The organism is Streptomyces sp. NPDC031379 (genome assembly GCF_055569615.1).
Window position 1 is genome coordinate 113,182 of sequence record NZ_JBVIIT010000015.1, and the last position, 13,355, is coordinate 126,536.

A 13,355-nucleotide genomic window follows, 5' to 3' on the forward strand; every position below is an offset into this window, starting at 1 on the left:
GGCCGGGCGTCACAGGCCCACGATCTTGTTCCACCGCTTGGCGAACTCCGTCCGTTCCGTGGACTTGATGTCCCGGGCGATGGCGAGGCGCCCCCGCATGCCGGAGTCGGGGAAGATCAGCGGGTTGTCGGCGAGGGCCGCGGTCTCCTTGTCCTTGGCGGCGGCCAGCACGTCGCGCGCCGCGGGGACCGGGCAGACGTAGTTGACCCAGGCGGCCAGCCGCGCGGCGGTCTCCGGTTCGTAGTAGTAGTCGATGAGCCGCTCGGCGTTGGCCTTGTGGCGGGACCGGTTGGGGATCATCAGGGACTCCGACCACATCTCGGCGCCCTCCTCGGGGACGACGAAGCGGATGTCCGGGTTGTCCGCCTGGAGCTGGATGACATCGCCGGAGTACGCCTGGCAGGCCAGCACGTCCCCGCTGACCAGGTCCTTGGTGTAGTCGTTGCCGGTGAACCGGCGGATCTGGCCGCGGTGGACCTGCTGCTCCACCTGGTCGCAGATCCGGTGGAAGTCGTCGGCGGTCCACCGGGTGATGTCCACACCGTTGCCCTGCATCAGCAGCGCGAACGCCTCGTCCAGGCCGGACAGCAGCGTCACGCGGCCCTTGAGGTCGCTCGCCCAGAGGTCCTTCACCCGCCGTATCTCACGCCCGAGCTTGCGGCGGTTGTAGGCGATGCCGGTGATGCCGGACTGCCACGGCACGGTGAACCGGCGGCCCTTGTCGAAGGCGGGTGAGCGCAGCAGCGGGTCCAGGTGCTCCGTCACGTTCGGCTGGTGGGCGCGGTCCATCTCCTGCACCCAGCCGAGCCGGACGTACCGGGCGCACATCCAGTCGCTGATGACGATCAGGTCGCGGCCGGTGGACTGGTGGTTCATCAGGGCGGGGCTGATCTTGCCGAAGAACTCGTCGTTGTCGTTGATCTCCTCGACGTAGTCCACGGAGATCCCGGTGCGCTTCTCGAACGCCTCCAGCGTGGGCCGCTTGTCGGGGTTGTCGTCGTCGGTGTCGATGTAGAGCGGCCAGTTCGCCCAGGTCAGCTTCCGCTCCCTGGCCGACAGATCGGCCACGGTGCGGTCGCCGGGCTGCACGTAGGCCGCGGGCACCCCGCAGCCGGCGAGGGCGCCGAGCGCGGCGGTGCCACCGAGGGCGCGCAGCAGGGAACGGCGGGAGACGGGGCGCGGAGGCGAGGAAGTGGGCACCACGGCAGGATGCCGCGAGGCCCCTCGCGCGGACAATCGACGCTGCGTCGAGCACGCCGGGTGGGACCCGACACCTTGTCGATCAGCGGCCGGCCGCGGCAACGACGCGGCCCCGGACGGGGAGTTGAACCCGTCCGGGGCCGCGTACCGCACGGCTCAGCCGTCCAGCGAGGTCATCACGTGCTTGATCCGCGTGTAGTCCTCGAAGCCGTACGCCGACAGGTCCTTGCCGTAGCCGGACTTCTTGAAGCCGCCGTGGGGCATCTCGGCGACCAGCGGGATGTGGGTGTTGATCCACACGCAGCCGAAGTCGAGCCTCTTGGACATGCGCATCGCGCGGGCGTGGTCCTTGGTCCACACCGAGGACGCGAGGGCGTACTCGACGCCGTTGGCCCACTCGACGGCCTGGTCCTCGTCGCTGAAGGACTGGACCGTGATGACGGGGCCGAAGACCTCGTTCTGGATGATCTCGTCGTCCTGCTGGACGCCGGAGACGACGGTCGGGGCGTAGAAGTAGCCCTTGTCGCCGACCTGCTGGCCGCCGGTCTCGACCTTGGCGTGCGCGGGCAGGCGCTCGATGAAGCCGGCGACCTGCTTGAGCTGGTTCGGGTTGTTCAGCGGGCCGAAGAGCACGTCCTCGTCGTCCGGCTGTCCGGTCTTCGTCTCGGACGCGGCCTTGGCGAGCGCGGCCACGAACTCGTCGTGGATGGACTCCTGGACGAGGACGCGGGTCGCGGCCGTACAGTCCTGGCCGGCGTTGAAGAAGCCCGCCACGGAGATGTCCTCGACGGCCTTGGCGATGTCGGTGTCCTCGAAGACGACGACCGGGGCCTTGCCGCCCAGCTCCAGGTGGACGCGCTTGACGTCCTTGGAGGCGGACTCGGCGACCGAGATGCCCGCGCGGACGGAGCCGGTGATGGAGGCCATCGCCGGGGTCGGGTGCTCGACCATCGCGCGGCCGGTGTCGCGGTCGCCGCAGATGACGTTGAAGACGCCCTTGGGGAGGACCGAGCCGATGATGTCGGCGATCAGGACCGTGGAGGCGGGGGTCGTGTCGGACGGCTTGAGGACGACCGTGTTGCCGGCCGCGATCGCCGGGGCGAACTTCCACACGGCCATCATCATCGGGTAGTTCCAGGGGGCGACCTGGGCGCAGACGCCGACCGGCTCACGGCGGATGATCGACGTCATCCCCTCCATGTACTCGCCGGCCGAGCGGCCCTCGAGCAGCCGGGCCGCGCCCGCGAAGAAGCGGATCTGGTCGACCATCGGAGGGATCTCCTCGGAGCGGGTGAGCCCGGCCGGCTTGCCCGTGTTCTCCACCTCGGCCGCGATCAGCTCCTCGGCGCGCTCCTCGAACGCGTCCGCGATCTTCAGGAGGGCCTTCTGCCGCTCGGCCGGCGTCGTGTCGCGCCAGGCCGGGAAGGCGCGCGCGGCGGCCTCCATGGCGGCGTCCACGTCCGCCTGCCCGGACAGCGGCGCGGTCGCGTACGCCTCGCCCGTCGCGGGGTTGACCACCTCGGTGGTCCGTCCGTCGGCGGCGTCCCGGAACTCACCGTCGATGTAGTTGCGCAGACGACGCAGCTCGGTGCTCACTGCCGGCCTCCTGATCTGGTTCGAGGGTTCAAGCTGTGCAGTGTGTCCAGCCGGTCCGGCTGTCCGATCACTGAGACACCCACCCTAATCCGCGCACCCACGTTTTCAACACCCCCATCGGCACCGGTTCTGCGAAATCCGCAAGGTTTGGTCTTTGAAACAACGGATTTCATCGATCGGGGCTTGCAAAACTGTCGAGACGTCGTGCAGAGTGAGGTCGTGGCCAGTCGAAGCGCAGACCAGAGGGACTCGTCCCGCGAGTCCAGGAACGGCACCCCCCAGCTGGATGCCGTCTCCCTCGCCATCATTCAGCAGCTCCAGGAGGACGGCCGCCGGCCGTACGCCGCGATCGGCAAGGCCGTGGGCCTGTCCGAGGCGGCCGTGCGCCAGCGCGTCCAGAAGCTGCTGGACCAGGGCGTGATGCAGATCGTCGCCGTCACGGACCCGCTCACCGTGGGCTTCCGGCGGCAGGCGATGGTCGGGATCAACGTCGAGGGCGATGTCGAGTCGATCGCGGACGCGCTGACCGGCATGTCGGAAGTCGAGTACGTGGTGATGGCCGCGGGCTCGTTCGACATCCTCGCCGAGATCGTCTGCGAGGACGACGACCACCTGCTGGACGTCATCAACAAACGCATCCGGGCCCTCCCCGGCGTGCGCTCCACCGAGAGCTTCGTCTACCTCAAGCTCAAGAAGCAGACCTACATGTGGGGAACCCGATAACCGTGAGTTCAAAGGACCTCAGCAAGACCGCGTACGACCACCTGTGGATGCACTTCACCCGCATGTCCTCGTACGAGAACTCCCCCGTCCCGACCATCGTCCGGGGTGAGGGCACCTACATCTACGACGACAAGGGCAAGCGCTACCTCGACGGTCTGGCAGGTCTGTTCGTGGTCCAGGCCGGTCACGGCCGTACGGAACTCGCCGAGACCGCCTTCAAGCAGGCCCAGGAGCTGGCCTTCTTCCCGGTGTGGTCGTACGCCCACCCGAAGGCCGTGGAGCTGGCGGAGCGTCTCGCCGACGAGGCCCCGGGCGACCTGAACAAGGTCTTCTTCACCACCGGCGGCGGCGAGGCCGTCGAGACCGCCTGGAAGCTCGCCAAGCAGTACTTCAAGCTGGTCGGCAAGCCCACCAAGTACAAGGTCATCTCCCGCGCGGTCGCGTACCACGGCACCCCGCAGGGCGCCCTGTCGATCACCGGCCTCCCGGGCCTGAAGGCCCCCTTCGAGCCGCTGGTCCCCGGCGCGCACAAGGTCCCGAACACCAACATCTACCGCGCCCCGATCTACGGAGACGACCCCGAGGCCTTCGGCCGCTGGGCCGCCGACCAGATCGAGCAGCAGATCCTCTTCGAGGGCCCGGACACGGTCGCCGCGGTCTTCCTGGAGCCGGTCCAGAACGCCGGCGGCTGCTTCCCGCCCCCGCCGGGCTACTTCCAGCGGGTGCGCGAGATCTGCGACCAGTACGACGTTCTGCTCGTCTCGGACGAGGTCATCTGCGCCTTCGGCCGCCTGGGCACGACCTTCGCCTGTGACAAGTTCGGCTACGTCCCGGACATGATCACCTGCGCCAAGGGCATGACCTCGGGCTACTCCCCGATCGGTGCCTGCATCGTCTCGGACCGCCTGGCCGAGCCGTTCTACAAGGGCGACAACACCTTCCTGCACGGCTACACCTTCGGCGGCCACCCGGTCTCCGCGGCGGTCGGCCTCGCCAACCTCGACCTGTTCGAGCGCGAGGGCCTCAACAAGCACGTCCTGGACAACGAGGGCGCCTTCCTGCAGACCCTGCAGAAGCTGCACGACCTGCCGATCGTCGGCGACGTCCGCGGCAACGGCTTCTTCTACGGCATCGAGCTGGTGAAGGACAAGAACACCAAGGAGTCCTTCAACGACGAGGAGACCGAGCGCGTCCTGTACGGCTTCCTCTCCAAGGCGCTGTTCGACAACGGCCTGTACTGCCGTGCCGACGACCGCGGCGACCCGGTCATCCAGCTCGCCCCGCCGCTGATCTCCAACCAGGAGACCTTCGACGAGATCGAGCAGATCCTGCGCGCCACCCTCACGGAGGCGTGGACGAAGCTCTGATCATCCGACTGGATGATCAATCCGGCCCCGGTGCCGCCCGTTCGAGTGGGAACGGCGGCCCGGGGCCGTGTGCTGTCCGGGCGCCCGGCCCGGAGCTGCCTAGCGTGCCAGTGACCGATCGGCCCAGCCTTCGTTCCCCCACATGGGGCAACAGGCACGGGAAAACGGATCAGAACCGAGGTGTACGCCCATGGACGCCCCGCCGGACAACGACGTGCTCTGGGTACGCTCCCTGCATTTCACGCACCCCGACGGCTCCCCCGGACTCGCCGGGGTCTCGTTCGGCGTGCGGGAGGGCGAGATCCTCGCCGTCAGCGGGCCGCGCGGCAGCGGCAAGACCACACTGCTGCGCTGTCTGTCCGGTCAGCTGCCGGTGCGCGACGGCGAGGTGTGGTTCAACAGCGCGCCCGTGCACACCCTGGGCCCGATGGCCCGGGAGCGGCTGCGCCGGGACCGCTTCGGCTGGATCGACCCCGAGCCGGCGCTGATCCCCGAGCTGAACGTCTGGGAGAACGCCGCGCTCCCGCTGATGCTGCGCGGAAGCAGCCGCCGCCGGGCCAAGGCGGCCGCGCTGGAGTGGCTGGAACGCCTGGATGTCGGGGACAGGTCCCGCAGACGCCCGCACGAGCTGCGGCACGCCGAACGCCAGCGCGTCGCCATCGCACGCGCGCTGGCCCCCGGGCCCACGGTCCTCTTCGCCGACGAGCCGACGGCCCCCCTGCACCGCGCGGACCGCGCCCATGTGCTGCGCACGCTCACGGCGGCGGCCCGCTCGCACGGCATCACCGTGGTCCTGGCCACGCACGACTCCGACACCGCCGCCCTCGCCGACCGCACGGTGGCCCTCCTGGACGGCCGGTGCGTGCGCACCGTGCACCTGCCGGACGTCCCCGACCCGGAAGGCCGGGCCGCGTGCTCGCTCTCCGTCTGACCCGCGCCGCCCGGCCCGCCGTGCAGCTGCGCCGCCTGCTGGTGGCAGTGGCCTCGGCGGGCACCGGCTTCCTCCTGCTCTCCTGTCTCGGCCACGCCCTGGAACACCCCGAGGCGGCGGACGCCGCCGCCCTGCGCCTGGCCTGGTGCGCGGTGCCCCTGGCCGCCACGGTCCACTTCGCGCTCGCGGTCGCCCGCACCGACCCCGGCACCCGGCCACGCTCCGGCCTCTCCGCGCTCGGCCTGGGCCCGGCCCGCCTGATGGCCGTCTCGGCCCTGACCACGGCCCTGTCCTGCGCCCTCGGTTCCCTGCTGGCCCTGTTCTTCTTCCTCCACCTGCGCGGCGACCTGTCGGGCATGCCCTTCGACGGCGCGGCGGCGGACCTCCTGGCCGCGGATCGGCCCCTCCCCGTCCCGGCCGCCCTCACCCTGCTCGCCCTGCTCCCGACGATCGCCTCCACGACGGTGGCCCTCGCCCTCCGCCCGGCGGATCCCCGCCCCACCACGCCGGGCTCCCGGCGGTTCGGCCGCTTCGGCGCGTACGGCGAGGCCGCGCGACGCGAGACGTTCGGCACGTACGGCAGGTTCGGCGCCCGGCTCCCGGCCAGGACGCACCCGCGGCGCGCCCCGGCAGCGCGGACCGACGGCGCCGGGGACCCCGCGGCCGGCCACGACGACGGCGGGCGGCCTCGGTACCCCGCGGGCGGCGGTGCCGCCGAGGCGGCTCCCGTCCCCGGGAAGGACGGCGGCCTCACGGTGCCGGCCGGCGCCACCGACCCCGCGCCCCCGGCCCCGGACACCACGCCGGCGGCCGCGCCCCCCGCACCGGCCGGCCAGGCCCCCGCCGGGCTGCCCTGGGGCATCGCCCTCCTCGCCGCCGGTCTCGCCGTACAGGCGTACGCCGGCCGCCCCGCCCCCGCCCCCTCCCTCACCAGCCTCCCCGGCGATGCCGCCGCGGTACTGATCGGCCGGCTGCTCACCGCCGCCGGTCTCGTCCTGGCCGCCCCGGGACTCACCCACCTGTGCGGCCGGCTCCTGCAGTCGGCGCGCCCCGGTGCGCTCCGACTGCTCGCCGGCCGGGTCCTGATGGCGGAGGCCGACCGGATCGGCCGCCCCCTGGGCGTGGTGTGCGCGGTGGCGTCCGCCGGATACGCCATGACCGCCCTGGACGAGGGCTCGGCCCACCCTTTCGGACCGCTGACCGCCCTCGGCGCGCTCCTCGTCGGCGGCTGCACCCTCGCGACACTCCTCACCGCGGCCGTCGAGGCCCGCCAGCGCCGCGCCGACACCACCGCGACGCTGCTCCGCCTCGGCGCGCCGCCCACGATGCTGCGCGGAGCCGCCGCCCTCCGCGCGGCCGCTCTGCTGGCCCTGTTCGGCCCGCTCACCCTGGTGATCGCCGCGCTCGCGGCGCTGCCCCCGGCCCGCTGATCGATCCGGTACGAAAAAATCTCCGGCTGCCGATGAGTTCCGCGGGGGCCGCCGGTCTACCCACCGACCGCGATCCACCGCGGTGGGAAAACCCCTACGGGAGAGGCCCGCATGTACCAGCAGATGATCTTCGTGAACCTGCCCGTGAACGACCTCGACGCCTCGAAGAAGTTCTTCACGGAGCTGGGCTACACGATCAACCCGCAGTTCAGCGACGAGAACGCGGCCTCCGTGGTGATCAGCGACACCATCGTCGCGATGCTGCTCACCAAGCCGTTCTACGCGACCTTCACCAAGAAGGACATCGCCGACGCGACGACGACCAGCGAGGTGCTGATCTGTCTGAGCGCCGAGAGCCGCGAGAAGGTCGACGAGCTGGTCGACACGGCGATCGCGGCCGGCGGCACGCCGAGCGGCGTGACCCAGGACCACGGCTTCATGTACGGCCGCGCCTTCGACGACCTCGACGGCCACACCTGGGAGGTCGCGTGGATGGATCCGGCCGCGGTCCAGGGCTGACCTCTCCCGGCCGAACATCCGTGCCAGCATGGGCGGGTGCACCCGACACCCGCCCAGCCGAACCGAGCCGCCCGCGACCGCGAGATCGAGTCCCTCGCCGAGTTCGACGAGGTGGCCGCCGCGCACGGCTCACTCGCCCGATTCCGCATACAGGCCGTCGATCTGACGGGCCGTACGGATGTCCTGCTCCGCCTCGACGCCACGGGTGCGGTCTTCCTCGGCTCCCCGATGACCCCCGAGGCCGCCGCCCATGTCCGCTCGGCCGGAGCCCTGGTGTTCCCGCCGGTCCCCGGCCTCCCCTTCGACCCGTACCGCGGGTTCGTCTACACCCCCGACGAGCTGTTCGCGTCGCTGAAGGAGGGGTACGAGGCGACACCGGACGCCCGGGCCTACGCCTGGTTCCAGCGGACGAAGGCCGACGGCGACGTCTTCGCCTCGATGCTGCGGGCGATCCACGACGACGCCGTCTCCGACGCCCTGGACGAACTCCTCGCCGGCGCCCGGGTGGTGGGCGTCATGGGCGGCCACGCGATGGCCCGCGGGACCACCGCCTACGCCGGTGCGGCCCGGCTGGGGCGCGAGCTGACCCGCGCCGGGTTCACGGTCGCCACCGGCGGCGGACCGGGGGCGATGGAGGCGGCGAACCTCGGCGCCTACGCCGCTCCCTTCGCCGACGACATGCTCGACGGCGCGCTCCGGATCCTCGCCGAGGCGCCCTCGTTCCGCCCGTCCATCACGGACTGGGCGCGGGCCGCCTTCGAGGTGCGTGAACGCTGGCCGGACGGCGGGGAGTCGGTGGGCATCCCCACCTGGTTCTACGGCCACGAGCCGCCGAACGCGTTCGCCGCGCACGTCGCCAAGTACTTCGCCAACGCCACCCGCGAGGACGGCCTGCTGGCCCGCTCCACCGCCGGAGTGGTCTTCCTGCCGGGCGCCGCCGGGACCGTACAGGAGATCTTCGACAACGCGACGCCGAACTACTACGAGTCGCGCGGTGAGCCGACGCCGATGGTGCTCGTGGACGAGGCGCACTGGACACGGGAGTTGCCGACCTGGCCCCTGCTGCGGTCGCTGGCCCGGGGCCGCTCGATGGAGTCCCGTATCAGCCTCGTTGACCGGATCGAGCACGCTTCGGACGCGATCAAACGTCTCGGCGGTTAATAAGCAGGTAAAGCCAACCGCCGTGGGCGGCATATGCATTGACACTACTTACGGAGCGCTTATAAACCTGTGAGCCTCTTGGGAGTGCTGGGGCCTCACCTCATCCGTCGCCCCAAAACCCCCGCAGCCCCCCGCAGTTATGCTCTGTAAAGGACAAACGTGTCCATAACTCGCCGTAGTGCACGTCGTTCCGTGCGCATCCTGGGTGTTGCCTCCGCGTCGGCCGCGGTGGTGCTGGGTCTGTCCAGCTCCGCGCTCGCGTGCAACATCCGTGACTTCAAGGCCGAAGCCAAGTGCGACGGCGAAAAGGGTGTCATCGTCGTCACCGACACCGACCGCTCCGCCGTCGAGGCCACCGTCACCGTGTTCCTCAAGGGCGACGGCGGCGTCGAGACCAAGGTGGGTGAACAGCAGGTCAAGGGCTCGGCCGAGGGCACTCCGGTCACCTTCCCGGAGGAGTGGAAGCCGAACGCGACCTACCGCGTCCACGTCAAGGCCGGCCACATCGTCGACGAGGACATCAAGCCCGACCTGGTGACCCCGTCCACCGCCTGCAAGACCGAGGAGACCGGGACTCCGACGCCCACGGCCTCCACGACGCCGTCGCCGTCGCCGACCAAGTCCGCCCCGGCCGAGTCGGCGTCCCCGTCTCCGTCGGTCTCCGAGTCCAGCTCCGCCCCGGCGGGCACGTCGAGCAACGCGCCGTCCCCGGCGGCCGGTGACTCGAACCTCGCCGAGACCGGTGCCAACTCCAACACCGGCCTGATCGCCGGCGTCGCGGCCGCCCTGGTCGTCGTCGGTGGTGGCGCGGTCTTCTTCGGCATGCGCCGCCGTGGGGCACGCAACACCGGCTGACGCCCCAGTCCGTACAGCACCGCGGCCCGTCCTCCTATCCCCAGGGGGCGGGCCGCGGTCATGTCCGGCCGGTCCCCCCGGAGTCGGCGGCGGCCGTGTCCCGCTCGGGGCCCTGCTCAGCCGAAGGTGGTCCGCTGCAACCAGAACTCCAGCAGCTCGCGCTCGCCCAGGACCTCGAGGCCGGGGCCGTCCAGCGGCAGCCGGCGGTAGAAGGCCAGCAGGACGGAGGTGAGCGGCCCGCGCAGGGCCACGGTCGCCTTCTCGTGCCCGCGGCGCCAGGTGACCCCGTCCTCGCCCAGCTCGACCAGCCATTCGGCGTTCAGGGCGGGCTCGGTGTCGGTGGCGTGCAGGTGGATACTGCGGCCGGGGCCGCGCAGCTCCTTCGCCCCCGGGTGGGCTGCGTTGCGCTGCACCCACTCCACGAGCTGGAGCCACTCGTCCAGCGCGTCGGCTGCGATGTCGGGCGCGACCTCGTAGGGCAGCCCGGCGGTGAGCGTGGCGTCCGCCCGGTGGACGGTGATCTCGTGGGCCATCCGGCGGGCCCAGAATCCGGAGCTGGCCGCGCCGGTCCACGACCACACCTCGGTGTCCGCGCCGGCCTCGCGCAGCGCGCCGACGACCAGGTCGCCGGTCTCGGCCAGCCAGGCGTCCAGCGCGGCCGCGTCGCCCTCGGTCTTCGGCCCTTCGCCGAGCGGCACCCGCTCGCGCTCGATCCGCTCCCGGGCCCGGCTGCGCACCATGGCGTCGACCCAGCGCAGGGCACCGCCCATATGGCGTACGAGCCGTTCGAGCGACCAGTCCGGGCAGGTCGGCACGGTGGCGGAGAGATCGGTGCCGGAGGTCACCACGGCTCTCAACTGCCCTACCTGGTGGGCGATCTCGTCACAGTACCGGTCGTGTGCGAGTAACGTCATGGCCTCACCCTAGGGCGGGGCGATCAGTCGAGCACGACGATTTCCGCCGCGTCGAACTCCACCCCGACCGCGTCACCGGCTTCCGGCGCGTCCCGCAGCGCGCAGGCCGCCTCCAGGCGCGGGCCGTCCTGGGGCTGGAGGTGGACGGCCACATGGGTGCCCTTGAAGGTGCGGGCGGACACCGTGCAGGGCAGGCCCGCGTCGGCCGCCACGAGCCGCACCCCGGCGGGCCGGACGAGAAGTGTGCGGTTGCCCTGCGCCGAGCCGTCCGGCACCGGCAGCTTGCCCCAGGGGCTGTCGGCGGCCGTACCGGCGACGGTCGCCGGGATCACGTTGTCGAAGCCGAGGAAGCGGGCCACGAACGCGTCGGCGGGCCGCTGCCAGACCTGCAGGGGCGTCCCGGACTGCGCGATCCGCCCGTCCCGCATCACCACCACCCGGTCGGCCAGCGCGAACGCCTCGCCCTGGTCATGGGTCACGGCGAGCACGGTCGTCCCCAACCGGCCGAACAGCTCCCGCAGTTCGACCACGAGCCGTTCGCGCAGCGAGCGGTCGAGCTGGCCGAGCGGCTCGTCCAGCATGAGCAGCCGGGGCCGGGGCGCGAGCGCCCGGGCGAGGGCCACACGCTGCTGCTCACCGCCGGACAGCCCGGCGACGGCCCGCCGGGCGGCGCCCGGCAGCCCGACCAGCTCCAGCAACTGGCCCACCTCGGCGCCCCGTTCGCCCTTGCGGACACCGTGCATGCGCAGCCCGAAGGCCACGTTGGCGCCGACGTCCCGCTGCGGGAAGAGCTGGTGGTCCTGGAACATCAGCCCGACACCGCGCCGGTGCGCGGGCACACCCGCCTGGTCGCGGCCGTCGAGCAGTACCCGCCCCGCGTCCAGCCGCTGCAGCCCGGCCACCGCCCGAAGCAGCGTCGACTTGCCGCTGCCGCTGGGCCCGAGCACACACACCACCTCGTGCTCGGCGACATCGAGGTCGACCGCGTCGAGCACGGCCCGCCCGCCGAGCCGCACGGTCGCGGTATCGAGGCTCAGCAGCATCAGAACTCCCCCGTCCGGTCGGTGCGCAGCCGCTCCAGGACGAGCAGCGCGACGGCGCACACCACCATCAGAATGGTCGAAAGGGCCATCGCCTGGCCGTAGTTGAGGTCACCGGGGCGGCTGAGCAGCCGGGCCACGGCGACCGGCAGGGTCGGGTTGTCGGGCCGGGCGATGAACACGGTCGCCCCGAACTCACCGAGCGAGACGGCGAACGCGAACCCGGCCGCGACCAGCAGCGCCCGCCGCACCATCGGCAGATCCACCTCGCGCCAGACCCGCCAGGGCGAGGCCCCCAGGACGGCCGCCGCCTCCCGCAGGCGCCCGTCCACCGCACGCAGCACGGGCAGCATGGTCCGTACGACGAAGGGGGCACCCACCAGCGCCTGGGCGAGCGGCACCAGGATCCAGGACTGGCGCAGGTCCAGCGGCGGCTTGTCGAGAGCGATGAGGAAGCCGAAGCCGACGGTCACGGCGGAGACGCCGAGCGGCAGCATCAACAGCGCGTCGAAGCCCCGTACCAGCCGTCCCGCGTCCCGGCGGGCCAGCGCGGCGGCGGCGAGACCTCCGATCAGTACGGCGATGGCGGTGGCGGCGACGGCGTACTCCAGCGAGGCCCACACGGCGTGCAGAGGTGCCACCAGGAACGTGCCGCCGTCGGAGTCGGTCAGCGCCCGGTAGTAGCCGAGACCGGGCGCGTCGAGGGACCGCCGGACGAGCACGGCCAGCGGCAGCACGAGGAGCAGGGCGACGGTGACGAGGACCCCGGCGAGCAGCGCCCACTGCCCGGCGCCGCGCGGCCGGCGGGCGGTCACCTTCGGGTCGACCAGGCGCAGCGCGCTCTCCCGCCGCCGTACGGTCCAGGCGTGCACGGCGAGGATCGCCCCCACGGCGGCGAACTGGACGAGGGTGAGGACGGCGGCCGTGGACAGGTCGAAGACTTCGGAGGTCTGCCGGTAGATCTCCACTTCGAGGGTGGAGAAGGTGGGACCGCCGAGGATCTGTACGACGCCGAAGGAGGTGAAGGTGAACAGGAACACCATCAGCGCGGCGGCGGCCACGGCGGGCGCGAGGGCGGGCAGCGTGATCTTCCGCCAGGCCGCGAACGGGGAGGCGCCGAGCATCCGGGCGGCCTCCTCCTGCCGGGGGTCGAGCTGGCTCCAGAGCCCGCCCACCGTGCGGACGACGACCGCGAAGTTGAAGAAGACGTGGGCCAGCAGGATCGCCCACACCGTGGTGTCCAGCCGTACCCCCCACAGTTCGTCGAGCAGCCCGCCCCGCCCGACCAGCGCCAGGAAGGCGCTGCCGACGACGACGGTCGGCAGCACGAACGGGACGGTGACGACGGCCCGCAGCAGCTGCTTGCCCGGGAAGTCGAGGCGGGCGAAGACATGGGCGGCGGGCAGGGCGAGCAGCAGGGTGAGCGCGGTGGAGGCGAGCGCCTGCCAGGTGGTGAACCACAGCACGTGCCGGATGTCCGGCTGCGTGACGACGTCCACGATCCGCCCGAACTGCCAGGCGCCGTCCACCTTCAGCCCGCGGGCGACGATCGCGGCCACGGGCCAGGCGAAGAACAGCGCGAAGAACGCGACGGGCAGCGCCATGAGGGCGAGCCGCGC

Annotated in this window: 12 protein-coding genes; 7 read left to right on the forward strand and 5 right to left on the reverse strand. The window is 71.8% G+C overall.

Annotated elements, in window-relative coordinates; all coding sequences use genetic code 11:
* Window positions 1-9 precede the first annotated feature (9 nt).
* Window positions 10-1,200, reverse strand: a complete 1,191-nt coding sequence (locus ACZ5CW_RS22325) for an extracellular solute-binding protein (RefSeq protein ID WP_468603965.1) — start codon at window positions 1,198-1,200, stop codon at window positions 10-12.
* Between the two features lie 156 nt (window positions 1,201-1,356).
* A complete protein-coding gene (locus ACZ5CW_RS22330) occupies window positions 1,357-2,796 on the reverse strand; it encodes a gamma-aminobutyraldehyde dehydrogenase (RefSeq protein ID WP_468603967.1) in 1,440 nt (479 codons plus the stop codon).
* Window positions 2,797-3,000: 204 nt separating this feature from the next.
* Here ACZ5CW_RS22330 and ACZ5CW_RS22335 point away from each other — a divergent pair, with 204 nt between their 5' ends.
* From ACZ5CW_RS22335 to ACZ5CW_RS22365, 7 genes are all read left to right on the forward strand, one after another.
* Window positions 3,001-3,519: an Lrp/AsnC family transcriptional regulator gene (locus tag ACZ5CW_RS22335; RefSeq protein ID WP_468603969.1), complete on the forward strand. Its 519-nt coding sequence runs from the start codon at window positions 3,001-3,003 to the stop codon at window positions 3,517-3,519.
* A gap of 2 nt (window positions 3,520-3,521) precedes the next feature.
* On the forward strand, window positions 3,522-4,886 hold the full coding sequence (locus tag ACZ5CW_RS22340) for an aspartate aminotransferase family protein (protein ID WP_468603971.1): 1,365 nt from the start codon (window positions 3,522-3,524) through the stop codon (window positions 4,884-4,886).
* 190 nt (window positions 4,887-5,076) lie between these two features.
* Window positions 5,077-5,817, forward strand: a complete 741-nt coding sequence (locus tag ACZ5CW_RS22345) for an ABC transporter ATP-binding protein (RefSeq protein ID WP_468603973.1) — start codon at window positions 5,077-5,079, stop codon at window positions 5,815-5,817.
* The gene (locus ACZ5CW_RS22350) at window positions 5,799-7,247 is read left to right on the forward strand and encodes a hypothetical protein (RefSeq protein WP_468603975.1); all 1,449 of its coding nucleotides are present in this window, start codon (window positions 5,799-5,801) and stop codon (window positions 7,245-7,247) included. The genes ACZ5CW_RS22345 and ACZ5CW_RS22350 overlap by 19 nt, the downstream gene beginning before the upstream one ends.
* A gap of 111 nt (window positions 7,248-7,358) precedes the next feature.
* Window positions 7,359-7,766: a VOC family protein gene (locus ACZ5CW_RS22355; RefSeq protein WP_468603977.1), complete on the forward strand. Its 408-nt coding sequence runs from the start codon at window positions 7,359-7,361 to the stop codon at window positions 7,764-7,766.
* A 36-nt stretch (window positions 7,767-7,802) separates the two neighbouring features.
* Complete coding sequence (locus ACZ5CW_RS22360) at window positions 7,803-8,927, forward strand: LOG family protein (protein WP_468603979.1); 1,125 nt, start codon at window positions 7,803-7,805, stop codon at window positions 8,925-8,927.
* Between the two features lie 159 nt (window positions 8,928-9,086).
* Window positions 9,087-9,782, forward strand: coding sequence for an LAETG motif-containing sortase-dependent surface protein (locus ACZ5CW_RS22365; protein WP_468603981.1), 696 nt, complete (start codon window positions 9,087-9,089; stop codon window positions 9,780-9,782).
* A gap of 116 nt (window positions 9,783-9,898) precedes the next feature.
* On the opposite strand, the gene ACZ5CW_RS22370 is transcribed toward ACZ5CW_RS22365, so the two are convergent.
* The 3 genes from ACZ5CW_RS22370 to ACZ5CW_RS22380 are packed head-to-tail and all read right to left on the reverse strand — an operon-like array spanning window position 9,899 to window position 13,340.
* Window positions 9,899-10,696, reverse strand: coding sequence for a maleylpyruvate isomerase family mycothiol-dependent enzyme (locus ACZ5CW_RS22370; protein ID WP_468603983.1), 798 nt, complete (start codon window positions 10,694-10,696; stop codon window positions 9,899-9,901).
* 23 nt (window positions 10,697-10,719) lie between these two features.
* Window positions 10,720-11,739 (reverse strand): ABC transporter ATP-binding protein, encoded by a 1,020-nt coding sequence (locus tag ACZ5CW_RS22375; RefSeq protein ID WP_468603986.1) that lies wholly within the window; start codon window positions 11,737-11,739, stop codon window positions 10,720-10,722.
* Window positions 11,739-13,340 (reverse strand): ABC transporter permease, encoded by a 1,602-nt coding sequence (locus ACZ5CW_RS22380; protein ID WP_468603988.1) that lies wholly within the window; start codon window positions 13,338-13,340, stop codon window positions 11,739-11,741. The genes ACZ5CW_RS22375 and ACZ5CW_RS22380 overlap by 1 nt, the downstream gene beginning before the upstream one ends.
* Window positions 13,341-13,355: the final 15 nt, after the last annotated feature.